Here is a 23,535-nt window from a genome sequence, read left to right as displayed (position 1 = left end):
GGGCTTTAAGAGATAATCAAAAAAATCATATTTATAAGCCTTGTAAGCACTCTTTTTTGAGGAAGATAGTGCAATAAAGGCGGATCCTTTATGCTGTGTTTGTTAACGTCCAAAAGAAAATCGAGTAAATCATCAATAACATTGTCTATCCCCAAAAAAATAATGTCCGGAGCATTCTTAAATATGAGATTAAGTGCTTCGTCTTGATTTTTAGCAGTTCCTAAAAACCGCATGTCATCAAAACTATCTGCTATAGTTCTAATACATTTTTCGGTATCAACATCTTTTTCTATGATAATATATTTTTTCAAGACATGGGCTTAAACGAATCTCAAAATATATCTAATGAAGTTGTATATGGGGTATGGGCACCCCGTAAAAATAGTAAGGGTGGATACCGCCGATTGTAATGAAATTACTGGTTTACTGAAAAAGTGATCCGACACCAAAAGCCATTGAAGTGGGTATGGCCTTTGTGGATATGGCTATTACAGAAACGTGACAATCAAGGTCTGGGCTCTCCAAGTGTTTATGCCAATTGGATCAGGATACTCATACAATCCCCTGATGGGGCAATAATTATTGGTTTTTATCTTTGTACTTGGAACAAATAAGTGGATATGGAAGAAAATAAAAGAACGGTTGCAGAATTGACCATCCATTACAAGAGGCAACGCTTGATGAGCATACTGTTTGATACTAAGGAAACGGCCGATGCCTTTGTGGAAATATTAACCGGAAAGTTCAATGAAAAAGGCAAAAAGGAATTTTCATTTAGCGGGGAAATCAAAACAATATATTCCGGAGATGGCATTATTGACGAGCTTAATGATTGGATAGACAATAAAATAGAGCCCAAAGGTACCATTCTGGATCTCATTAAAATATTGGATCGTTTAAATTGAGGCAAACCCAGATTTTTGCTAACTTGTGTAACAGATACCATTGTTGGCAGCTGGGCCTTTCTTTAGCTTATCTATTTCCCAATCTTATCTTTTATCTGCTTTGGGTAGCGGTCTCCTAAAATTTCTATGCTTTCCAACGCTGAATTGATTTTACCAAGTTCATCATTTGATAAAGAGATTTTTACACTTCCAATATTTTCTTGTAATCGATGTATTTTAGAAGTCCCTGGGATAGGCACAATAAATGATTTTTGAGCTAATAGCCAAGCCAATGCAATTTGGGCGGGTGTAGTATCTTTGTCTTTGGCAACTGAAACTATCAGGCCCACTAAATTTTGATTGGCTTTGCGGTTTTCTTTATTAAAACGGGGAGACATATTACGACTATCTTTTTCGTCAAATTCGGTATTAACAGTAATTGTACCCGTTAAAAACCCTTTCCCTAGAGGACTAAATGTGACAAATCCGATTTCTAATTCTTCCAAGGTTTGAATGATTTCTTTTTCGGGTTCTCGATAAAACATAGAATATTCGCTCTGCAAAGCCGTAATTGGTTGTACAGAATGCGCTTTATGAATGGATGTGGTGTCAGCTTCTGAAAGGCCAAAATATTTTACTTTTCCTTCCTGAATCAATTCTTTTACTGTACCTGCAACTTCTTCCATAGGTACGTTAGGGTCAACTCTGTGTTGATAAAATAAGTCGATGTAATCGGTTTTTAACCTTTTAAGGGATGCTTCTGCGGTTGCTCTTATTGTTTCCGGGCGACTGTCTGTCCCTAATCGGGGATTTCCTTCTCTGAAACCAAATTTTGTAGCTATAACTACTTTTTTTCTGAATGGTGAAACGGCTTCTCCAACTAAGAGTTCGTTTTCTCCGTAGGCTTGTGCCGTATCAAAAAAAATAATGCCATTTTCGTACGCAGAACGAATCACATTAATAGACTCTTCTTGTGGAGGAGCTCCGGGAAAACTTAATCCCATACAACCATATCCTAATGTTGATACTTCCAACCCTGTGTTTCCTAATTTCCTTGATTTCATTTTTTTTAAGTTTGAATGTTTAATGAAACAAAGTTCTCATTTTGAAAAACGAAATCATTTGACATAAGGCAAAAAGGCAAACTAGCTAATTTTTTTTCTAATTCTGCTTAATGTGGGTTGAGTGATGCCCAAATAAGAAGCAATGTAGGATAAAGGGATACGGTTGACTAAGTTGGGAAATTTTTGCATAAATTCAACATAACGGGTCTGTGCATCCTGTTCAACCAAAAGGCTCCTTCTGTCTAACTTGTCTCTTTGCTGTTTCCCGATTATTTTTTGAATGATATTATCCCAACTAACTATGGTGTCTGAAATTTCTTTCCAATCTTTTTTCTTGAAAATCACGAGTTTGGACTCTTCTACGGCTTGTAAATATTCGGATGGGATATAGTTTGATTCGATATTATGCCCATAAAGAATCAATAGGTTTTCTTCAATAAAGTAACGGGTAATCTCTTCACCTTGATTATTGTAATAATAAACCCTTAATGTACCTTTGGTCGTAAACCCGACATACTTTATATGCTTTCCCGCTTCCCAAAAGAAGCCGTCTTTCGTCAATGTAATTTCTGACCCTTTCTTTATGATCAGGTCAATTTGCTGTTGATTCAAATTACCAAACTGTAATATGTATTCTATAAAATCGTTCATTTAGCAAAATTAGTAACCACTATTTGTGTAGGATTTGACATTTGGCAAAAAGTACTTCGTTCGTTTTCGCCTTTCTGCCAACGGCCACGCGGCTATGGCGGATAGCGTTGCGAGCTTGCTCGCATTAGCTGCCGGGAGCCATTGGACGCTGATTCGCTATGGCCGCTGTTGGGAAAACGTGCTTCTTTCCATTTGCGGTGCGATGGCCTTTATTGGTTAAACGTATAATAAATATAGCGAATAAGCAGTCGTACCGCGTTGTTAGCGGTAGTAATTGTTTCAATTAAATGATGCTCTGAATTGCAATGGTGTTTGTTGCGTATTCTTCTTAAACATAGTACTGAATGATTGGGGGTATTCAAACCCCAAATCATAAGCGATTTCCTTTATGCTTAAATTAGTTGTGGAAAGCAGTTCTTTCGCTCTTTCAACTATGGATTCTTGAATATGTGTTTGCGCATTTCTGCCAGTAGCATTTTTCAACAAATCACTCAAATAACTAGGGGAAACATTTAGCTTTTTAGCGAAAAAGTTAACCGTTGGCAGCCCCGAAATTGTAGCATCACTTTTTAAGTACGTTTCAATCAATTCTTTCATTTCAGCAACTAAATCGTTGTTTACAGCTCTTCTTGTCAGGAACTGTCTATTGTGAAAACGCTTTGCATAACGGAGAAGCAGGTCGATATGGGAAACAATTAGCTCCTCACTATAATGATCGATATTATTTTTTAATTCATCCTGCATTTGATGCATCAGAGACATAATGACATTGTCCTCTTTTTCAGAAAGGTGAAGCGCTTCTGCGGTAGAATAAGAGAAGAATCCATAATTACCAATAATCTTTCCTAATGCATAATGCCGTATAAGGTCAGGTTTAAAAACCATCATATATCCTGACACGGGGTCATCTGTAGGATTCGTGACAGAAAAGATTTGACCTGGTTTGGTAAAACTCATTACTCCTTCATCAAAATCATAATGAGCTTGTCCGTACCGAAACTTGCCTGAAGTCCCTTTTTTAATCGCCACACAATAGAAATCATAATAAAAGCTGCTCCAAATTTCATTAGAATCGAATTTTAAATGCTCAAAATCGATCACGCTTATCAAAGGATGAATTGGTTTTGACAAATTGAATAATCTATGAAGTTCAGATATTGACTCAATTTTATACGGAGCAGCTTTTTTTACACTATTTTTGTTCAAAATCAGTAGATAAAGATAAGGTTTTCCATTGTTCCATTTCTTCCTTTTCGTTTTTACGAACTTCCAAAATGGCATTGTAACTATCAGAACCTAAAGGAAGATGCAAGGGAGGATTCGGCATTTCTGCAAGTTTAAGTACTACCTCTGCTAATTTTTTAGGATTCCCTAATTGTTTGCCATCGAATCCCGTAAACTGTTCTACCTGTGTGTCTAAATTATAGGCGTCAATTTTATTTTTTGCAATATTGAGCGTGTCCTCATTCATAAAATTTGTGTGGAAGGTTCCTGGAGCCAATATGGTCACTTTAATGCCAAATGGCGCAACTTCTTGAGCCAAAGCTTCCGATAATCCTATAACTGCGTATTTTGAAGCACTATAGCTTCCATTGCCCGGATAGCTCATATAACCCATCATAGAAGCAGTGTTGATGATATGCCCTGATTGTTGCTTGCGTAAATGTGGCAAAACGTTTCTAATGATATGGGTCATTGCAAAAACATTTACATCCATTGTTTTTCTAAACTCGGCATCACTTATTTCTTCGATATTCCCCAACAGGTTATATCCTGCATTATTGACCACAACATCTATTTGTCCAAATTTATCTATGCTTTTTGAAATAGCATTTTCAATAGCTGTTTCATTGGTGATGTCCAATTTTATTGGAAGCAAATTTACCTCGTGTTCTTCAATTTTTTCTAAAAGCGTGTCCGTATTTCGAGAAGTTGCAATGACTTTATCGCCATTATTCAAAACTGCTTTTGTAATTTCAAGTCCCATTCCTTTAGAGGCTCCGGTAATAAGCCAAACTTTTTGTGTACTCATCATATTTGTTTTTTACAAAACTATAGTGTACATAGACTTATAAAGTTTTCAAATCAAGGATAAACGTATTTAAATTCAAGATCACAGTTGATTTGTCTTATTACCGCTAACTAAAGGATACTATAAAAGTAGGCGATTTCGCAGCACCAAACCTTCGGGTAAGCACAAAGTATGGTACGAGTCAAAACTCTTGATTTTAATACTGTTTCGCCTGTTTTTTTATATTCATTGTTGGCATTTCGTTTTTTATAATACTTTTCTCCATAAGTCCATAAAACCATTTTCAGTCCAATATTTTTCTAGCTCTGAATGTTTTAGTGATTTTGGTTTTTCTTTAAAGCTCCATAATTCTCCGAACTTTTCTTTTGCAATTTTAAGAGGTCTTAAAAACACATCTGAACTTCTGATTTCCACATTACTTGTTAGGGAAGGCTACACTCATAACTTTAAAAATAGCAATTTCTATTGTCAATATCTAATTCCATATAAATTCCTAATTCATAACCACAAACGTATTCAGGAAATGTTTTTCCGTCATTAGACCATACATCATCATAACTTTCCTTTGTTAATGCTCGAAGTCTAATTTTATCACTTGCCTTTTCGTATTCAGGGCGGTTCGACTTTTTCATTTCCAATGCAAGTAAGTTGTCGTTTCCAATATTGTTCCCACGACTATGAATAATCACATCACAGTTTATTTTAACTTCCTTCATTTCGTGGTCAAGAATAGTTTTGATTTCTCCATTTTGTTTTCTGTTATATTCCGGGTCAGAATAATATTCAGATAGTTCATATTTTTCAAGTAAAATAAATCTTTCCAACGAATCCACAGACATTGTGTTTCCTTCAATGGTTTTGATACTTTTTTCTTGAGCAGAAAGAAAAAGACAGGAACAGCAAATTGCAATCGCTCTGGCCAATTTTAATACTTGTGACATTATTTATAGCCGGGTTTATTGTTTGATCCACATCAATTGTCCAAAATTCAAAATGGCAATCTCTGATCGGTCATTGGCAATAAATTCATACTCTTTTTTATAAGAATCATTCCCTTGGGCTTGAAATTTATTATTTCCAACCAATGTCAAAGGTACTTCCTGTAGGGTTCCATTTAGGTACGTGGAATACAACTTGCCCTCTTTTAAATAGATTTTGAGACTATCATATCCGCCCTCCAAAGTGTAGGTGCCAATATAACTACTTAATTCTGTGATGGTTTTTTTTGTATATTGAGGTACAATGAGCCTACTTATATAATCATTCATTTTGTTGAAATCAAAGTCAGTAGTATTGGTAAGAATCACCCAACCTATTTGAAGTTCAGGATTAAAGACTATCTGACTTCGAAAACCCAGCATGGAACCTTCGTGCAAAAGAAATGGATAAGAACGTTTCCACCCGATACCAAAATATTGCATCATCCTTCTGTATTTGCTTTCCAAAAGCTGATTATAAGAGCTATCATCAAACTGGAAACTGATAAATTTAATCAGGTCCTTGGCCGTAGAATACATGCCTCCGGCGTAAAGAATAGCGTTTGGTTGATAGATGGGCGTTTGAATAAAATCTTGTTTGGTGGTATCAAAATAATAGCCTTTGGCCAAGCGAGTGTTTCCAATAGTGCTTGTGCCAACCCCTGTATTGGCCATCTTTAATGGTTGGCATATATTTGACATGACATAGATTTCAAAATCGGTTCGTGAGGCGCGCTCCAAACTTATCCCAAGCAACGAATAACCTAGATTGGAATAGTGACGGTCACCACCTCTCAGAAGTTGATAGACTGGATATTCTTTCTTTATATACTTTAGAGATCGGAGTACTTCTTCTATGGTTGCAGAGGCTATGGTATCTTGTTTTTTATTTGCCAACATCCATTGGTCGACTTGTTTTGTAAATCCGATGTCTGCAGGAGAATTTCGTGGTAGCCCGGATGTATGTGTTGCCAGTTGTAATAAGGTTGTCCCACTTTTGTTTGACGATGGATTTTCGCCTGTATATTCGGGTATATACTTTATTATATCATCATCAAATTTTACGGTTCCATTTTGTATCAATTGCATGTACATGGTGGCAGTAAACATTTTGCTAATGGAGAGTATGGGGTATTTTGAGTCTAGTGTGGCGGGTATTTGATTTTCCAGATCCACATAGCCCAGAGCTTCACTAAAAATAATGTCATTTTTGTGGAGAATGGCCACGACAATGCTAGGTGAATGGTATCTGTTTTTAAATCCCTCGACCCCCAGTTTTAATTGTAAGACAATAGAATCATGAAGCTGTGCTATTGTAAAAAGAGGCACGAATGTAAAAATGATTGCGACAGAAAACGATTTGATTTTCATGTTAATTGATTTGATGTTTTGTGCAAACCTATGTTTTCTGGATTTGATACATGCTGACAGTCATGTGCCATTTTTATGACATTTACTTTAAAAGCATCTACTTCCGATGGAATTATAGAAGGTTAGGAGAAAATGAGAGTATGTCTTTTGATTGGTTCAATCTTGCAGCTATGCTGAATGTGATGACAAGAAGCAGCGAAATGAACACTAAATATATCCAAATAAATATAGGCACCTCCATTATCTCACTTGTGCCAAAAACAAGTTGGACAAAAAGTGAAATAAACACCATCAATACCAAGGTTAGTGCAGACCACATAATTTGAAAGCTAATAATCTTCAATGCCGCTTTTTTGTCATTTTTATGAGATAAGTACTTTCTGAATACAAAATATAGAATGGCAGGAACGATTAAATTGGAAAACGGAATAATTAAGGCAACCAGTGAAGATAAATTAATGTATTTGAGTTGTTTTATTGAAGTCAGGGAGTTGTCATCAATTTGTGTGTTTCTGCTGTTGAAATTTTCATTGTTATTTGTAAAAGCATCTTCCGGAATCTTCAGGGCTTTACACAGTGATTTTAATACAAAGGGACTGCCGTTTGTATCATTATTCTCTAATCTTTGGATAGTTCTAATGGACACCCCAGAGCGGACAGCCAGCTCCTGCTGGGTTAGATGCCTAGACAACCTATGCTCTTTTATTGTTTTTTTCACCATCTTCTTATTAATTCTATATCAAGGTAAAGGAAATGATTTAGTCCAATATATTATTTTGTTTTTAAGTTGTCAAAAAATTAGCTTGTCAACCTCAGATATTTTGTATTTGTCAGAATATTTTAACCATTTTATTTCTTCAATTTCGGAATTTGCTTTTAACTCTCCAAAATATTTTCCAGAATAGCAAGTCATTTTCACTATAACTCCTTTTGAATGTCCGTGGGCTTGAGCCTCAAAAGTGCCGATATAATTCAATGTTTTATTATCAATTACTTCACTTAGCTCCTCTCTAATTTCTCGAATTAGAGCTTGTTCGTCCGTTTCTCCAGTTTCTCGTTTTCCGGCAGGAATGTAGTGTTTGTCTTTTCCATAGCTTTTAGTCGAGAGAATTGATTTGCCTTTTATTTCTATCCAAGCAAGTTTGTCAATTATTTTCATATCCTGTCAAAAGTTTAAATATTATTCGCTCTTTAAAGAATTTCGTCAACTTCATTTTCACAATTTTGTTATTAACGCTGCCTTTCGAAGCGCATTATTGCCCCTCATAACAGAACGGAATTAAGAAAGTCATACTTCACACTCACATCACCCGCAGCTGGCATAAATTTTGTTGGCAGTATTAGGACCTATCTCCTCTGTTCATTGGTAGCCGTGTTTTTCGCCAAATTGATTGCTCAAAGGGGCAAAGAACAAATTCAATATCATTTCTTGTTGTATTTAAGATTGTATAATTGTAGTCCATTATAGCTGATATTGATTTGGCCATGGTGATGGAATGGACACATACAAGCAGATATTATATAATCCAGAGCTAAATGTTTAACAATAATTTGAAATGAAGGTCCCTTTTGTAAGATTTTTAAGCCTTGTATTTGTTGTTTTTCTATCATGTAAGCAAAATAACTCAGAAAAGGAATTGGACATTCTAAGTGAGCAAAACCTTAGACTAAAGGATTCAATCGAAAAAATTTTGACCGCCAAAAAAAGAGCTTATTTGACCGATAGTGTTCGAGTGGATTTCTCGAAGGGCATACTTGGCAAGCTTTATTATTCAGATACATTAGTCCTATCTGCGAGATTTGCTGACTGTGGTGAATTTGGTGGGCACAAGGAATACCTAAAGATATATTCGGACAAAGAAAAAAGATTGTGTCTATTTATAAATAAGTCGATTGACTGTAAAAAAAGCTATGATGACTATGTTAAGATTGACAGCACATTGTTCGAATTAACCAAAAAAAATGAACAAAGTATATTGGAGTACCTACTTGAACTTACCGAAATAAGTATGCTTGGGCAAGACCTATCACTGAACTACAGTAACGATTATGAAATGAAATTAAATAGTGGATTAACAGGGGAACCATATTTTCTGGAAAACCCACTAATGCATATTTATTTTCAAGACCAATCTCTAAGGTGGCCTCAATTTATATTACTGACAAACGAAATTAAAACCACGGCAAGCAAAATATCCAAGCCATGATCAAGTGTTCCAAATCGGAATTATAAGTGAATTTGATTTTTCGTTAAATAATATTTACAGCAATTCCATACTCATCCTGATGGCAAATTAGGTGCAACTCAATCTACACCTGGACTTTCTCAAGACGTCAAAACTCTTCAAGTTGATAAGCCATTTATACCTAACGCAACTTTTATTATATTGTATAGAATTACAGGGCAGATAAAACCAGGTGACTGTCCCGCCCCTGGCTCAAAGGACAAAAAAATTTCTTTTGGAATCAAGGCTTTTTGAATAATTTGGGTTTTAAAAAGGAATGTAAAATGGTCAGCAAGGTGTTAAATTGAAAAACCTATCCATTCGGGAAGGATAGGTTGACAAATACATTTGGCATGTTTTCCTAAAAATCATCGAATAACCTACCAGCTACTCTATATCTAGGATACAATAGGTGCATATTTCCCCCGATTTTCCCAAAGGGCCCAGAGATTGATAAGAAACATGATCAGCCCCACCCCGACACCGGCCACGTCATGGACCAGGTGATGGATCACTATTCCCACCATTACGGGCAATATCACAATGGCCCCCAATGCCCTATATTTGGGTATGGCAAATAGAACGCCCCCGATTATTTCAACCAGTGCCACAAGGGGCAATAGCCATTGAATGGTCATCAGAGCACCAAATACCTGCATCATCTCTTCCGAAAGTTCCGGCATGGGCATATAATTAAAAAATTTATTGAGTCCTGAATTCACCATCATCAAGGCAAACAGGATGCAAACTACATTAAGGATTTTGTTTTTCATTTTAATTGTTTTGATTAATTGTATTTTGGAAGGTTAAAATTATTTATATTTACTATACAAAAACCACTACTTAACAAAACGTAAGTAACTTTCCTAAAGGTAAGTGGTGTAGTTGAAATGTAATGAAAACAAGCACCGACCTGGATAAATCCAAATGCAATGCCTGTATCCATGCCATGGAGGATGCCCTCTACGTCATCGGGGGTAAATGGAAATTGCGCATCATCATCGCCCTTAGAGAAGGGAACAAACGTTTCAATGACATTCAACGGGCGGTATCCGGAATATCGGCAAAGGTGCTGTCAGCTGAACTGAAATCCTTGGAATCAAATGGGCTGATTGCCCGTAATGTGCTTGTTGATGAATTTCCGGTCGTTGTGGAGTATGTACTGGATGACTATAGTACCTCATTGAATGAGATGTTGGAGTCCTTGATAAATTGGGGTATTGGCCATCGACAAAGGTTGGCCGATGCAAACCGGCCAAAATAGTTTCAGAAAGGATGTTCCGAACCTAATCCATTATTGGATAGATCGTTCTATTAAGGTGGACGCGGTTTTCCTATTATTATTAGTACAAAACAATCCCAATATTGGACAAAATGGAGTGGAAGAGGACTATAAGGTAATACGGGATTTTGTTTGTCTCTCCAATGCTTTGGTCAAAAATCAAGCAAGGATTAAGGGATCCGAGTATATAACCGGCTCCCTAACCGATCACTATTTGGATTTATCAGATTATTTTAAAACGGCACTAGTGGCCTCGACCAGAATGTTTTCCATTTCCTGGAGCAGTCCATCTATCGGGATGTCACTGGTATTGGTCAAGCATAGCGAACCATTACTGGTGATCACACCTATGGTCTGTTCTTTGCCCTTGCCAGAACGGACCATGGAACCATAGAGTGCCTTTAGTTTAAGCGGCCCAAAATCGATCCCAAATTTGATTAATCCCAAATTGGTCACCATGATCTCTTGGTTGAATGCCTCTTTCAGGGTGTCGATGATTTTCTGGATATCTGTCGTATTGAAGGTCAGGTCCCGGAAAAAATTGGTATAGTTCCTCGCATGTTCCGCTGTGTCGGTCCCTTCAAGCCCTGCCTTGGCCAACCGGGCCAAGTCCTAAAAGGACAGTTGTTGCTCCCCTTCAAAATAAACGGGATGGGTCGTGATGTTGAGGCCAAAACTGTCATCCGTCCCCAAGGCTTTTCTCAAACATATCGGGGATATCAATTCTATTTTTTATCGGCCCATCCCTTTCTCATGTTCCGACAGGCAATGAGCACAGCCGCACACAATGCCCCATGGACGGTCGTTTGCTCCTCCTTGGATCTATTTATGATATCGCGTGTGTTTTCTGCTGAAAAACGAAGGCTTGAAATTTTAGGGACAAAGGATTTTTTGACCTTTACCAACGGTCTTGTCCGCTCCGAACCCACGACATCCTGATCTTTAGGAAGCCCAAGGGTCTCATCATTCGTTTTTTGCGGTTGCATGGGTTCCAGTTTCTGACGGCTGATGGCAGCAAGGATATCCCTGAACAGATAGGTCATTGAAGTACTATCTGCCGTCGCATGATGCCCGATTAGTATCAATTCCGTGTTATTGGGCCGTTGTACCAGGACTGCCCATACAAGCGCTTCCTTTTCTGTTTTGAATCGGGTGGCCAGTTCCTTTTCTACCTCCTGTTCCCAGCGATGCTCCTGATCCACTTCCAGGACCCACAACGGGATGGGGATCCAAGCCGCATGTTTGAACACTGGTCTTGAATAGGCATCCATGACAATCCTAATGGAAAGGTTGGGATGTCGCTGCTGTGCCTTATCAAGGGCCTCCGCCATTCTGAAACGGGTCTATGGCCATCAATTTCTCCGGCGATCGCAAAATCTTTGGAGTCAATATAATCCAATAGCTAAAAGGTTTTCTCGAATGCACCTAAGGTGCGGTTTTGCTTATTTTTCATACAATTATTGTTTATGGCACAAAATTGCGGAAGCAAAGCAGACCCGTAAATGGAGAAAAGACATTATATCTAGTAGATTTTTCCCAGTTGGACATGTGGCTCAAGGAACCAAAAAGTTTGGCTTTGCCATAGGGGTCATAAGGGATGGACCTGAAAATGGACAAAAGCATATTTGTATGGGGATTTTTTCTTGCTTTATCCAGATTGCTCCCTTTCGATTAAAATGGCAATTTATATAGGTTTGATTCCAAGAGTCATCGAATACACCTTGAAAGCATCCGATCGATCTTCCGAAGGCCATTTGCCCCCCTTTTTTGATATAAAAAGCATGATTTTTTAGTCTTAGGGAAAAATATACAATATCTATCCACCTTTGTCCATTTCTTGGCGGTTGGATCTGTCCCATCTTTGCAGTGTCAAAATAATATTAACTTTTAAAAATCAATAAGATGAAATCAATTTTAACAACAACCGCTTTATTGTTGACACTATTATCCAACCAAGACGTTTTTGGACAAGGGAAAAGAGTACCAGCTTCTTTGGGTAGGAGCGAATACATTGAAGTTGAAAAAGGAGTCAAGCTCCACGTCACCGATATGGGCGAGGGAGAGCCCATAGTCCTGATCCATGGTTGGCCACTTAGTGATGCCATGTATGAATACCAGTACCAATATTTAAGCCGAAAAGGGTTCAGGGTCATAGGTATTACATTGAGAGGCTTTGGAAAATCGGACAAACCATATGGACGTTACGACTTTGATGTTTTTTCGGATGATATTAAAGTGGTCCTGGAAAAGCTAAAAATTCAAAATGCAGTATTGGGTGGTTTTTCAATGGGTGGAGCAGTGGTACTTCACTACGTAACAAAATATGATGCTGCCCACGTGGGCAAACTTGCCCTTTTCGGTGCCGCTGCACCTTCTTGGAAGAAAAGGGAAGGATCGCCATATGGTATTTCAGAAGAGGATGCGAACGGATTAATAGCACAAACATTGACAGCAAGGGAAGATTTGATTGCTGGGCTGGGCAGTGCATTTGTCGCCAAAGAGGGCAATATATCCAAAAATGTAGAAAGATGGTTGGAAAACATCAATTTGGAAGCTTCCCCATATGCGGTAACGGAATCGATCAGTGCTTTAAAAGACCTTGATTTACGACCAGAGCTTTCAAAGGTTAAAATTCCCACAGCCATATTCCAAGGTACCCAGGACAAACTATGCCCATACGAATTTGCCATAGAACTCAATAAAGGAATCAACAACTCCTATCTGGTGAAATTTGAGAACAGCGGTCATGCCCTGTTTGTCGAAGAGGCCGAGAAGTTCAATATTGAACTTGAAAAGTTTGCCAGACTTTAATTTGTCGGCATTGGCAGGACATCATCTTCCGTCCTGTCAATGTCAATTTACACAAGGCTTAACATACCATTGTTGAATTGGTGGTTGCCCATCTATCGTGTTACCAAAATTTGTACGTTTACCTTTTATATTTTTAAGATGAAATCCGAACAGCTGTTTCAAAGCGAACTCAAGACCCTTGGACTCCTGCCACTTAATGAGAATTACATCCCCAGTGTCAATGACGAAGTCTATAGGGAGTACATTAAGGTGCTGTTCCTTTCCCCAGGTTATCGGTTACAGGTGGACCTGACGACATATACCATCGATAGGCCATCCCTGTTGTTCGTCATTCCTAACCAACATTTGCAGATAGAACAGATCGGTGCTGAAGCAGGCTATTTGATCTTTTACAACCGGGATTTTTATTGCATTCAGATCCACGATGATGAGGTCGCTTGTGATGGCCTGTTGTTCAATAACATCCATAACATGCCTATTGTTCGATTGGATGAGGGGAATGCCCCTTTTTTCAACCATATCTTTGGCCAGATCGCAAACGAATTCGCCCTGCAGGACCCGTCAATTGAAGAAATGATACGTACCTATCTGAAGCAACTCTTCATCAAATCGGCCCGTTTGTGGAAGAAGCAAAACCTCAATAAAGTGATTGTAGAACACCAAAACGATCTGGAGTTCTTTAGAAAGTTTACCATGTTGGTGGAAGCACACTACAGGCAGAAACACCATGTAGCGGACTATGCGGAACTCCTAGGTGTTGCCCCCAAAACAATAACCCATAAGTTCAAAAGGTTAAAGCTCCCTTTGCCCAATGATGTGATCAAGAACAGGATAGTGCTGGAGGCCAAAAGAATGCTGGCATACACTGACCGGACATCAAAAGAGATAGGATATATATTGGGCTATGGGGACCCGGCCTATTTCAGTAGGTTGTTTCTCCAAAAAGCAGGTGAGACACCATCAGGTTTCCGAGCAAAATTTCTCTCCAAGGATTAATCTAAAATGTTATGCGCAATTCTTCTAAGGCTCTTTTCCTAGGGCTTCTGGCTTCGCTGTTCTTTGCGGTCACTTTTATTGTGAACCGATTGATGTCCTTGGAAGGCGGTAGTTGGATATGGAGTGCATCTCTACGTTTTTTTTGGATGTTTCCCTTTTTCCTGCTGATTGTTCTTTCCCGTAGGAACTTTGGGATGCTGTGGCGTGAAATTAAAAAACATTGGCTACAATGGGTGCTCTGGAGCTCGATCGGGTTTGGCATCTTCTATGCGCCACTGACTTTTGCATCGGCCTATAGCCCTTCCTGGTTGGTGGCAAGTACATGGCAGTTTACCATTGTCTCGGGTTTGTTGATGGCACCTTTGATCCATAAACAAGGAAAGGGCAAGCAAGGAAGCCTGTTTCCATCCCTATGGTTTTCAGGGGTTATCCTATTGGGCATTTTGGTCATGCAGGCGGGGGAGGCGAAATCCCTTTCTGTTAATCATATGGTATTGGGAACAGTGCCCGTGCTCGTGGCGGCATGTGCGTACCCCTTGGGCAATCGTAAAATGATGATGCTCACTGGTGGCAGATTGGACGTGTACCAACGGATACTGGGCATGCTGATCGGGAGTATGCCTTTCTGGCTCTTATTGAGCGGATATGATCTGATCGTTGAACATACGGTTCCGGAGAATAACCAATATGTCCAGACCTTTGTTGTGGCACTGACTTCCGGGGTCGTGGCCACGGCACTGTTCTTTCTGGCCACCGATAAGGTTCGTCATGACGAAAAATCCCTGGCCATGGTCGAGGCCACGCAATCCACAGAGGTGTTGTTTGCCCTACTGGGAGAAATGGTGATCCTGAGTGCGCCTATCCCTGATGGTTATGCCTTGGGCGGAATGGTGCTGATCATTGTTGGGATGGTGTTGCACAGTACCAAAGCCAAGAAGAGGTAGTGGGACAAAGATATGGCGCTGCGTTGGCCTTATTTGGATTTTTGATCTTCATTGATGTTGCTGGCCTTGGTCAGTCGTTTGGTGATCACTTCCCGTAAGCGCTCTGCGTTGTCATCCCCCCAATGCCCTATGGCACCGATAACGGGAATCAGGCTCTTGCCAAATTCGGTAAGGCTGTATTCCACCTTTGGTGGGACCACGGGATAGATCTTTCGGCTGACCAGTTCATGGTCCTCCAACTCTTTTAACTGAATGTTCAAGACCCTGCGCGAAGCATCCGGTATCTTACGCTGCAGCTCACTGGGTCTTTGATGGCCTTGATCGATGAACCAGAGCAAGCGCATCTTCCATTTCCCGTACAGGACTTCTCCGATAAGGTCAAGTCCACAATTTAAATTGGGCATTGTCTTTCTTTCATACATATTACAAAAATAAACCTATGTCCCATTTTGGACAATAGGGGAATAATTTATCCCTATATGAATCGTAACTCCGTACTTGTGAGAAAGTATCATACGGCAGAAATTTGTACCAAACAATTTCAAATGGATCAGAAAATGGATTATCAGAATGAACTGGTCGGCCAAATTGCATTGGTGACCGGAGGAACAAAAGGGACGGGTAAGGCAATAGCCGAACGCTTGAACAACGCTGGGGCGAAGGTGATCGTTACCGCCAGAAACCAACCGGAATCCAAGGTCGATGGGATACAATTCATTCCATCGGACCTAAGTACCCAGGATGGCCCGGGAAAGGTTGCATCCAAAGTTTTGGACCAATTTGGCAAGATCGACATCCTTGTCAACAATCTTGGGGGCTCGGAAACCCCTGGCGGGGGATTCGCAGCGCTGACCAATGAGGACTGGGAATCGACCCTCCAGACCAATCTTTTGGCCCCGGTCCGTTTAGATCGCGCCATCCTGCCACAAATGGTTGAAAGGAATAGTGGGGTGATCGTCCACATTGGGTCGATTCAAGGAAGATTGCCCCTGCACGATTCCACATTGCCCTATGCTGCGGCAAAAGCAGGCCTGATCAACTACAGCAAAGGATTGGCAAAAGAAGTTTCACCAAAGGGAGTAAGGGTACTGACCGTTTCCCCGGGCTGGATCATGACGGAAGCATCCAAAAGGATGATGGAACGCATTTCGGAAAGCTCCAATATCTCTGTGGAGGCAGCTGCCCAGACCGTTATGGACGCATTGGGCGGCATACCCTATGGAAGACCGGCACAACCAGAAGAGGTGGCCGAACTGATCGGGTTCCTGGCCTCTCCAAGGGCTGGCTACTTGACGGGCACGGAATATGTGATCGATGGGGGTACCATCCCTACCATTTAATGACCACACTGTATAAAATAATTCGTATAACACTAAAAAATGAAAACAATGAATTTACCTAAAGTGATCAAAGATCTGATCGCGGCACAAGACAATTTCGATAGTGCAGCCTATGCCGAATGTTTCACAGAGACAGCACAGGTGTTCGATGAAGGAAAGGACCATGTAGGGAAAGATGAGATCGAACAATGGAATGTCGAAACCAACGCAAAGTACAACACGGTGGTTAAACCTATACGATATGAAGGAAATGAAACCTTGGGTATTCTGACCGCGGAAAGTTCAGGGACCTTTCCAGGCAGTCCTATTGTTCTAAAGCATAATTTTGTATTCGAGGACGGATTGATCAAGTCCCTGAGAATTACCGTATAATACACAAACCATGATGATTAAAAAGTATCAGTTTATATATCTTTTTTTGTTTGTCTTATGTTCAACTGCTTATCCCCAGAAAACAAGGACTACTGGAGACCACCATGATATTTGGTTGTTGGAACGGGTCCAACCGGCCCCCAAAAGCGTGTTCGACAAGTTTCGGGATGCTGGTATGGATCCCATCGACCATGTGCTGACAGATCGAGAATGGGAAGTGTTCCAACATAGCTTTTCTCTGTTGCCATCTTCCTATCAAAAGGTCCTCAGGCAACATCTTCATAGCTTCAGTTTTATGGATCATATGCCCAATACGGCACTTACCTCCCCGGTGGATACCACCTTGCAGGAGAAAAAGTTCAATATAACCTTCCGGGCCGGAATTTTTGACGAAACCATTTCCGAATGGGCCACCTGGAAAGAGAATATGTGCTATGTGCCTTCTGAAATCAATGAATACCAAATCCGTATTGAAGCCGGTGAAATGAATGCCATGGTCTATGTTTTGCTTCATGAGGCAACCCATATTATGGACGTGGTGATGGAAATTTCACCTCAAGGGGAGAAAAGGAATTCTCTGGTTGCCAATACGCCCCTTACCAAGGATATTTGGCACAAAAGAAATGTGCCCGTGGAAGCATATACAGATTCATTGTTGGAGACCACACGGTTCCGGAGCGGAAAGCCCATACCCATTGCACAGGCTTTTGAGGTTTACAGCACCCTCAAAAAAACCCCGTTTGTTTCCCTTTATGGTATGGCCTCCTGGAATGAGGACCTAGCGGAATTGGCAACCCTTTACCATTTGACGGAAAAAATGAACCAACCCTATATGATTTTGGTTATTAAAAATGGCAAGGAAAAGTTCCGTTTTGAGCCCATGAAAAATGAGTTGGTGAAAAAGCGAACGGAACAACTTGAAATGTTTTACGACATGAAACCCGAATAAACCTTGTTCTGCTTTGATTTCTATTTTGCCTATAAGGACCAAGATATATGACCATGAAATTTTCCCCATGGGTCCTATTCCAATAACAAGGACCTTTCCCTGAAATTGATTTTTGGTATTTAATAACATAAATGAGTAACAAAAACCATATCGTAGATAAAAAAAAATTGCTTCAGAAATTTTGAGGAAAAGGAGGTTGGGCTTACATTCCTCTTCCTGAAATTTCACCTAATAAGAAAACGCCTTTTGGTTGGGTTATTGTTAATGGGTTTATAGTGCAAAAACAGACGATACAACGATAAGAACATCAAAAAAATGTTGCTTATCAAAGAACTTTTGGACAAAGGATATACTTTAGACGCTTCGGCTGAAAAAGTAAAAAACGAATGGAACTAATTGAAGAGACATTGAACAAATTAAAAAAGGGAAGCAAATAGTACAAGAAAATCGGTTTGTTGTTGGATAAGAGATTTCAATACATTCCTGAAAACCTGCCCTTCTTTTCATCTACATTATTGTTGTACAACCTAATTGGGAAGTTATGAGTTTCATTAAAAACATATTCGGGATTAATAAAAATAAGCCTTTAAAAGGAGCTTCCTTTAATGCAGCGGAAAACTTACTTTGCGGCATTGGAAAATCTGAAATTCAAGAGGATAAAATACAAATAACCGATTATCCTTTTGAACCTTCAATCGCTTATCCCGAAAAACAAATCACAGCAAATGAAATCGAGTCAATTTGTGTAGATTTTAGCGTTTGTAAAATCAAAATTGCCGAAGATATTGTTTTTGTATCGGCAGAAAAGAAAGAAAGCTTAGAAAAGTTTGCGGAAAGGAACAATATCAAACTCGATAAACACAGCTGGAACTGGGATTGGATTTTAGAGCCATACCTTGATACGGAATTTACCAAGGAAAATCAGGAACGTGTTACGGAAAGACTAATCGAAAATGGCATAGAACCTTCCGAAGTTGATAAAATCCGAAGTGAAGTTGGAACGCAGATGTATAAATACAATTTTGACACAATGCTATGGGATTGGTGTAGTCTGGGGTTGGCTGATGTTTTATCAGCAATGCGAGCGAAATATGATAAGAATGAATTCAGGGACTTTTATAAAAGAGCATTGGAAATTGAGAAACGAGGAAAACACTAATTTTGAAGATTGTGTGTCATATAAAACCAAACCGAATAAATAAATGGCAGTTCCGACAAATAAACAAGAATTGATTTCTGAAATAGAAAATAACTATTCCAAACTGAAAAAGGACCTGGAAACTATTTCATCGGAATTAACCAAAGAAAAGGAACTCGAAGGACACGCAAAAGGGACTGAAATGAGTATTTCGGATTTGGTCGCCTATCTGATTGGTTGGGGAGAACTCGTTTTGAAATGGAATCGAAAAAAAGAAAACGGAGAAACGGTAGACTTTCCCGAAACGGGTTATAAATGGAACGAATTGGGAAAACTTGCTCAAAAATTTTATTCGGAAAATGAAAACCTTGACTATAAGTCACTTTTAGATAAGCTGGACAAAATTGTTAACGAAATTTTGAGTTTAGTAAGAAGAACGGAAAATGCCGACCTGTACAACAAACCTTGGTATGACAAGTGGACTCAAGGCAAAATGATACAACTGAACACTTCCTCACCATATAAAAACGCAAGAAGTAGGGTGAGAAAATGGAAAAAACTGAATGAAGAAAAAATACGATCGCACAACAAAGATGTATAACCGCAATTACGGCGGGTTCGACTACCCTTCGACAAGCTAAGGGCAGGCTGGAATCCACTCGGAATTGCTAACGCCTCTGCTAAACCGAAAATTAACGCATATTAACCCGTAACTGACGGCTGTACGAGACCGTTGGTGGTAAACAGGACAAAGACAACCGAAATACTTAGAGTGAAAAATATCCAGATAAGAAACATAAAAGAGCGCAATTTATCAGGAAGTTTTACAATGAGTAACCTCAGTGTTTTACTTGCTGAAAGCGATATGGTTGAAAAAATCCACCGTCATAATTTCTTTTTCATATTAGCTATTAAGATAGGAGATGGGGAACATCAAATTGACTTTACAAGCTATCCTGTCAATGATTGCTCAGTTTTTATCCTACGACCAGGTCAAGTGCACAAACTTTTATTAAAAAAAGGAAGCAAAGGCTACTTAATGGGATTTGACTCAAGCTTTTATTCTCCAAAAGAGCAACAAAAAAGAAAAGTATTTCGGGAAGCAAGCTTTAATAACTTCTATAGCTTCGACATTGAAGATTTTAATAGGTTAATTCCTGTTTTAGAATGCATTTTTCAAGAGTATTCCAATAGAGAAATAATGTACAAGGAAAATATTAAAGCAAATTTAGATCTCTTTTTTATAGAATTATTCAGGCAAAGCAAAAGAAACAATATTTTACCTCATAACAATCTTCACACCCAGGAACTCTTTGAAGAGCTCATGGAAATGCTTGAAATACATATCTGTGACCACAAACAAGTGACCTATTATGCAGAAAACCTAAAGCTCACTTCCTATCAACTCAATACCATTACTAAAAAAACTTCAGGAAAAAACTGTTCTCAGTTAATCAATGAGTATATTATACTTGAAGCAAAGAGACATTTAATGGCAACGTCAAACCAAGTAAAAGAAATTGCGTACCATTTAGGTTACGAAGACACTTCTTATTTTATTAGGTTCTTTAAAAAACAAACGGGACTTACACCTGAAGCCTTTAGACAAAACTTTAAATAACTTCTATTCCTTTTGAATTTTGTCCTATAACTGTTCTGCATTTCTAATCTAATTTTGTGGAAAATTAAAAGACATAAAGTATGAGCTCAATAGCGCAAACAATTTTAATTGGTATAGGAGCTACACTTTCTATGGATGTGTATGCTCTAATACTAAAAAGTTTTGGTATAAAATCTCTTGATTATAAATTTGTAGGTCGGTGGATAGGAAACTTTCCAAAAGGTAAGTTTTTTCATAATAAAATAATGGATTCGCCGCCTGTTGTCTATGAACAGATTTTGGGTTGGATTGCTCATTATTTTATTGGAATCACATTTGCTTTTTTATTGGTTCTTGTTTTTGGAAAAAAATGGCTGGACACTCCAACCATTCTTCCAGCATTAATTATTGGCATAATCACCGTTGTTGCGCCCTTTTTTCTTATGCAACCTGCTTTTGGTTTTGGAGTTGCGGGTTCAAATTTACCTGACCCAAACAAAGCCAGACTTATGAGTCTTATAACGCACAGTGTTTTCGGAATCGGCTTGTATCTAAGTGCATTAATAATGAACCAGATAATGAAAAATTTATAGATACAATCATTAGCAATGAAAACTACCGCCAACATTGTAACCGCAATTACGGCAGATTTGACGACGTCCGAATCCACATGGAATTGCTAACGCTAGTTCATAATTCGAAAATTGGTAACTTTAAACCGTAACTGACGGTTATACGGAACCGTAGTACTAGCCAAAATATAAAGTATTAAAATGAACGAAATAAAGATATTGTTTTTTGCCTTAGGCTCCTTTTTTGGTGTGGAAGACGGCCGAATTGTTGCCGACAAAACCACTGTACACATCCATCCACAAGAGCAAGAAATAGAAATTATTCAAGAAGATCTATTTGCATTTATTCAGTCAGAAAATGACGAGAAACTCGTTTTGGAACAGTGGGATAAAATTTATAACTGGAAAGAAAAGAATACAGCTTGGGCGAAAGAATTGGATAATTTTATCTTCAAGGATTTTAAGCTTTCCCCTGTAAAAATGACAACTCAAACCTATTTGATTTTAATAAGACCGCATCTCACACTTAAATATACCCAGGAAAAAGATTTAGCTTCTATGGGAATCTGGTTCAATGCTGATAAAAATAAGTTTTACTTAAACAATATACCAGATTACAATATTCAAAGTGACTATGGGAAAATAGAAGGTAATTATTGGGTTTTCAGTGCTAACGACAGAATCACCTTTACAATAGAACCATATTTAAAAAAGACTGACAAATTTAATAACTCAAGAATCCCTTTGAAAAAACTATTAAGGCAATCAAAAGGGTAAAAAACAACCAATGCGTAATATAAACAAGTACATTCCAATCATTTCAATATTTTTATTACTGCTTTTCTTTTCGTGTTCAAAGGACAGTTACATTGACATTTCGGAAGTACCTGAAATAGAACTCAGCACCATTAGTACCACACATGCTAATCATTCTTTTGTAAACACCGCAAATAACCAGGACGTTTCTATATTGAATAGTTTAGATGAAACAGGATTTCACTTTTATAACAGCTTTAAATTTAAAACTGAAGCTATAGGAATATTGGTTGGCGGAACTGGGTTAAGAGCCAGAATCACACAAGATGGAGGAATGAGCTGGACTGAATTCCGTTTTTCTAAATTTGCAAATGCATTTCATTCCGTCTCATTTTCCGACAACGCTGTTTTTATCGTTGGTGAAAGCAAGTATATTTTCAGAAGTACGGATTTTGGTAAAAACTGGAGCGTATATAATTCGGAAGTTCTTTTTGAGGGAAAAAATTCTTTAGTTCAGCATAAGTTTTATAAAATTCGCTTCATTAGCGAAACGGTTGGTTTTATAGCTGGAGAGCGTGATAATGTTCCTGTCCTACTTAAAACAAACGATGGTGGCGAGCAGTGGGAGATTGTTAACGATAATGAATCCTTGAAAAATAGTGGCGCCATAACGGATTTTTTCATTCATTCTCATAAAGAGCTCATTATTGTTACTTCGCTTGGAAAATGTTACAAAACTAATGATGGAGGAACTCATTGGGAGCTGGTTTACGAGACAAATCCTTTAAATTCTATTGCTTTTAAAAATAAAAATACGGGTTTTACAGGCGGAATAAATGGAACCCTTCATTATACCGGTAACGGGGGAAAAAACTGGAGTACTATTAAAGTACCTGAGAATCCCAATATTACCGATATTGTTTTTCTTGGAAATACAGCGCTTATAACCACTTCCATTTCCTTTACTGACAATAGAGATGCTTTTGTTTATAAAATAGATGAAAACGGAAAGAATATTCAACCCTTTTTAACCAAAAGTGATGACAACGTTCTTTTTATGGGAGATTCTTATACAATTGACGTTCTAAACAATAACGTTTATATCCTGGACAGAAATAACCTGTATAAAACAATCGGAGATTGAAAAACTGCCTTTAAAGAAAATAGCATTAATAAAAAAGCAAAATGTATAAAGCCTTAAAAATAAGCACCATCATTGCAGTAACTATACTCTTTATTTCTGGGCTTATTGTGCTTTCATTCCAGTCTTTAGTTTCTTTCATTGCTTATCCTGTTGGTGCGCTATTTTTATATTATCTAGTTCTCCTATTAGCAATTAATTCATTAAAAATACAATGCTCTAAAGCCATAGTATTCACAATTATTTGGATATTATTTTTAACGTCTATAATTTGGCTTTTAATGGCACCTGGACAATTATTTAATTTACTTATGCCAGATCTGAATATAGATATGGAACTCGTTTAAACTTTTTTGATTTTTCTTAGTTTGAACTTCTTTAAGGCTAACACAATAAAAGCAAGGTAATTAAACCCTGTCCAGCTTGCCAC

General features: G+C 38.4%; 30 protein-coding genes and 1 pseudogene. 17 read left to right on the top strand and 14 right to left on the bottom strand.

Annotation, left to right across the window (positions count from 1 at the left end; genetic code table 11):
* Positions 1-5: 5 nt before the first annotated feature.
* Positions 6-311 (bottom strand): hypothetical protein, encoded by a 306-nt coding sequence (locus ACVBDU_RS21290; RefSeq protein ID WP_447181712.1) that lies wholly within the window; start codon positions 309-311, stop codon positions 6-8.
* A 309-nt stretch (positions 312-620) separates the two neighbouring features.
* Between ACVBDU_RS21290 and ACVBDU_RS21285 the strand changes: the two genes are divergently transcribed.
* Positions 621-905 (top strand): hypothetical protein, encoded by a 285-nt coding sequence (locus ACVBDU_RS21285; protein ID WP_447181711.1) that lies wholly within the window; start codon positions 621-623, stop codon positions 903-905.
* A 71-nt stretch (positions 906-976) separates the two neighbouring features.
* On the opposite strand, the gene ACVBDU_RS21280 is transcribed toward ACVBDU_RS21285, so the two are convergent.
* The 9 genes from ACVBDU_RS21280 to ACVBDU_RS21240 form a co-directional block, all read right to left on the bottom strand.
* Positions 977-1,948, bottom strand: a complete 972-nt coding sequence (locus ACVBDU_RS21280) for an aldo/keto reductase (protein WP_447181710.1) — start codon at positions 1,946-1,948, stop codon at positions 977-979.
* Between the two features lie 81 nt (positions 1,949-2,029).
* Positions 2,030-2,599, bottom strand: a complete 570-nt coding sequence (locus ACVBDU_RS21275) for a Crp/Fnr family transcriptional regulator (protein ID WP_447181709.1) — start codon at positions 2,597-2,599, stop codon at positions 2,030-2,032.
* A 279-nt stretch (positions 2,600-2,878) separates the two neighbouring features.
* Positions 2,879-3,805, bottom strand: a complete 927-nt coding sequence (locus ACVBDU_RS21270) for a helix-turn-helix domain-containing protein (protein WP_447181708.1) — start codon at positions 3,803-3,805, stop codon at positions 2,879-2,881.
* Positions 3,792-4,631, bottom strand: a complete 840-nt coding sequence (locus ACVBDU_RS21265; protein WP_447181707.1) for an SDR family NAD(P)-dependent oxidoreductase — start codon at positions 4,629-4,631, stop codon at positions 3,792-3,794. The genes ACVBDU_RS21270 and ACVBDU_RS21265 overlap by 14 nt, the downstream gene beginning before the upstream one ends.
* 246 nt (positions 4,632-4,877) lie before the next feature.
* Positions 4,878-5,045 (bottom strand): hypothetical protein, encoded by a 168-nt coding sequence (locus ACVBDU_RS21260; RefSeq protein WP_447181706.1) that lies wholly within the window; start codon positions 5,043-5,045, stop codon positions 4,878-4,880.
* A gap of 32 nt (positions 5,046-5,077) precedes the next feature.
* Positions 5,078-5,572 (bottom strand): hypothetical protein, encoded by a 495-nt coding sequence (locus tag ACVBDU_RS21255; RefSeq protein WP_447181705.1) that lies wholly within the window; start codon positions 5,570-5,572, stop codon positions 5,078-5,080.
* Between the two features lie 15 nt (positions 5,573-5,587).
* On the bottom strand, positions 5,588-6,979 hold the full coding sequence (locus ACVBDU_RS21250) for a serine hydrolase domain-containing protein (protein ID WP_447181704.1): 1,392 nt from the start codon (positions 6,977-6,979) through the stop codon (positions 5,588-5,590).
* A gap of 112 nt (positions 6,980-7,091) precedes the next feature.
* A complete protein-coding gene (locus tag ACVBDU_RS21245) occupies positions 7,092-7,697 on the bottom strand; it encodes a helix-turn-helix domain-containing protein (protein WP_447181703.1) in 606 nt (201 codons plus the stop codon).
* Between the two features lie 72 nt (positions 7,698-7,769).
* The gene (locus ACVBDU_RS21240) at positions 7,770-8,138 is read right to left on the bottom strand and encodes an NUDIX hydrolase (protein ID WP_447181702.1); all 369 of its coding nucleotides are present in this window, start codon (positions 8,136-8,138) and stop codon (positions 7,770-7,772) included.
* A 397-nt stretch (positions 8,139-8,535) separates the two neighbouring features.
* Between ACVBDU_RS21240 and ACVBDU_RS21235 the strand changes: the two genes are divergently transcribed.
* Positions 8,536-9,186 (top strand): hypothetical protein, encoded by a 651-nt coding sequence (locus ACVBDU_RS21235; RefSeq protein ID WP_447181701.1) that lies wholly within the window; start codon positions 8,536-8,538, stop codon positions 9,184-9,186.
* 416 nt (positions 9,187-9,602) lie between these two features.
* On the opposite strand, the gene ACVBDU_RS21230 is transcribed toward ACVBDU_RS21235, so the two are convergent.
* On the bottom strand, positions 9,603-9,977 hold the full coding sequence (locus ACVBDU_RS21230; RefSeq protein ID WP_447181700.1) for a DoxX family membrane protein: 375 nt from the start codon (positions 9,975-9,977) through the stop codon (positions 9,603-9,605).
* Between the two features lie 122 nt (positions 9,978-10,099).
* On the opposite strand from ACVBDU_RS21230, the gene ACVBDU_RS21225 reads away from it, so the two are divergent.
* Entirely contained in the window at positions 10,100-10,468 is a 369-nt protein-coding gene (locus tag ACVBDU_RS21225; RefSeq protein WP_447181699.1) for a winged helix-turn-helix transcriptional regulator, read from the top strand.
* Positions 10,469-10,714: 246 nt separating this feature from the next.
* Here ACVBDU_RS21225 and ACVBDU_RS21220 read toward each other — a convergent pair whose 3' ends face one another.
* Both ACVBDU_RS21220 and ACVBDU_RS21215 read right to left on the bottom strand, forming a co-directional pair.
* Positions 10,715-11,095, bottom strand: a complete 381-nt coding sequence (locus ACVBDU_RS21220) for a hypothetical protein (protein ID WP_447181698.1) — start codon at positions 11,093-11,095, stop codon at positions 10,715-10,717.
* 116 nt (positions 11,096-11,211) lie between these two features.
* Complete coding sequence (locus tag ACVBDU_RS21215) at positions 11,212-11,817, bottom strand: condensation domain-containing protein (RefSeq protein WP_447181697.1); 606 nt, start codon at positions 11,815-11,817, stop codon at positions 11,212-11,214.
* Between the two features lie 571 nt (positions 11,818-12,388).
* Here ACVBDU_RS21215 and ACVBDU_RS21210 point away from each other — a divergent pair.
* From ACVBDU_RS21210 to ACVBDU_RS21200, 3 genes are all read left to right on the top strand, one after another.
* Positions 12,389-13,297 (top strand): alpha/beta fold hydrolase, encoded by a 909-nt coding sequence (locus ACVBDU_RS21210; RefSeq protein WP_447181696.1) that lies wholly within the window; start codon positions 12,389-12,391, stop codon positions 13,295-13,297.
* A 138-nt stretch (positions 13,298-13,435) separates the two neighbouring features.
* Positions 13,436-14,293: a helix-turn-helix domain-containing protein gene (locus ACVBDU_RS21205; RefSeq protein ID WP_447181695.1), complete on the top strand. Its 858-nt coding sequence runs from the start codon at positions 13,436-13,438 to the stop codon at positions 14,291-14,293.
* 11 nt (positions 14,294-14,304) lie between these two features.
* Positions 14,305-15,237: a DMT family transporter gene (locus ACVBDU_RS21200; RefSeq protein WP_447181694.1), complete on the top strand. Its 933-nt coding sequence runs from the start codon at positions 14,305-14,307 to the stop codon at positions 15,235-15,237.
* A 29-nt stretch (positions 15,238-15,266) separates the two neighbouring features.
* Here the strand turns inward: ACVBDU_RS21200 and ACVBDU_RS21195 are convergent, their stop codons facing one another.
* Positions 15,267-15,641, bottom strand: a complete 375-nt coding sequence (locus ACVBDU_RS21195; protein ID WP_447181693.1) for a winged helix-turn-helix transcriptional regulator — start codon at positions 15,639-15,641, stop codon at positions 15,267-15,269.
* 75 nt (positions 15,642-15,716) lie between these two features.
* Here ACVBDU_RS21195 and ACVBDU_RS21190 point away from each other — a divergent pair, with 75 nt between their 5' ends.
* The 11 genes and pseudogenes from ACVBDU_RS21190 to ACVBDU_RS21140 all read left to right on the top strand — a co-directional run bounded on the left by ACVBDU_RS21190 (position 15,717) and on the right by ACVBDU_RS21140 (position 23,452).
* Positions 15,717-16,577 carry an SDR family oxidoreductase gene (locus ACVBDU_RS21190; RefSeq protein WP_447181692.1) on the top strand — a complete coding sequence of 287 codons (861 nt, stop codon included), beginning with the start codon at positions 15,717-15,719 and terminating at the stop codon, positions 16,575-16,577.
* Between the two features lie 48 nt (positions 16,578-16,625).
* A complete protein-coding gene (locus ACVBDU_RS21185) occupies positions 16,626-16,949 on the top strand; it encodes a nuclear transport factor 2-like protein (protein WP_447181691.1) in 324 nt (107 codons plus the stop codon).
* 148 nt (positions 16,950-17,097) lie between these two features.
* On the top strand, positions 17,098-17,898 hold the full coding sequence (locus ACVBDU_RS21180) for a hypothetical protein (protein WP_447181690.1): 801 nt from the start codon (positions 17,098-17,100) through the stop codon (positions 17,896-17,898).
* Between the two features lie 279 nt (positions 17,899-18,177).
* Positions 18,178-18,335: pseudogene (locus tag ACVBDU_RS21175) on the top strand (MerR family transcriptional regulator); the annotation flags it as partial.
* A 104-nt stretch (positions 18,336-18,439) separates the two neighbouring features.
* Positions 18,440-19,057, top strand: a complete 618-nt coding sequence (locus ACVBDU_RS21170) for a DUF7079 family protein (protein WP_447181689.1) — start codon at positions 18,440-18,442, stop codon at positions 19,055-19,057.
* Positions 19,058-19,100: 43 nt separating this feature from the next.
* Complete coding sequence (locus ACVBDU_RS21165) at positions 19,101-19,637, top strand: ClbS/DfsB family four-helix bundle protein (RefSeq protein WP_447181688.1); 537 nt, start codon at positions 19,101-19,103, stop codon at positions 19,635-19,637.
* A 171-nt stretch (positions 19,638-19,808) separates the two neighbouring features.
* Positions 19,809-20,657, top strand: a complete 849-nt coding sequence (locus ACVBDU_RS21160; RefSeq protein ID WP_447181687.1) for a helix-turn-helix domain-containing protein — start codon at positions 19,809-19,811, stop codon at positions 20,655-20,657.
* 80 nt (positions 20,658-20,737) lie between these two features.
* Entirely contained in the window at positions 20,738-21,229 is a 492-nt protein-coding gene (locus tag ACVBDU_RS21155) for a DUF2938 domain-containing protein (protein WP_447181686.1), read from the top strand.
* 180 nt (positions 21,230-21,409) lie between these two features.
* On the top strand, positions 21,410-21,985 hold the full coding sequence (locus tag ACVBDU_RS21150; RefSeq protein ID WP_447181685.1) for a hypothetical protein: 576 nt from the start codon (positions 21,410-21,412) through the stop codon (positions 21,983-21,985).
* Positions 21,986-21,995: 10 nt separating this feature from the next.
* A complete protein-coding gene (locus tag ACVBDU_RS21145; RefSeq protein ID WP_447181684.1) occupies positions 21,996-23,108 on the top strand; it encodes a sialidase family protein in 1,113 nt (370 codons plus the stop codon).
* Between the two features lie 41 nt (positions 23,109-23,149).
* Positions 23,150-23,452: a hypothetical protein gene (locus ACVBDU_RS21140; RefSeq protein WP_447181683.1), complete on the top strand. Its 303-nt coding sequence runs from the start codon at positions 23,150-23,152 to the stop codon at positions 23,450-23,452.
* The last annotated feature ends 83 nt before the right edge of the window (positions 23,453-23,535 follow it).

This window comes from Sinomicrobium endophyticum, assembly GCF_052983315.1.
Note: the sequence above shows the minus strand (reverse complement) of the source record. Positions and strands in the feature narration are given on the sequence as shown.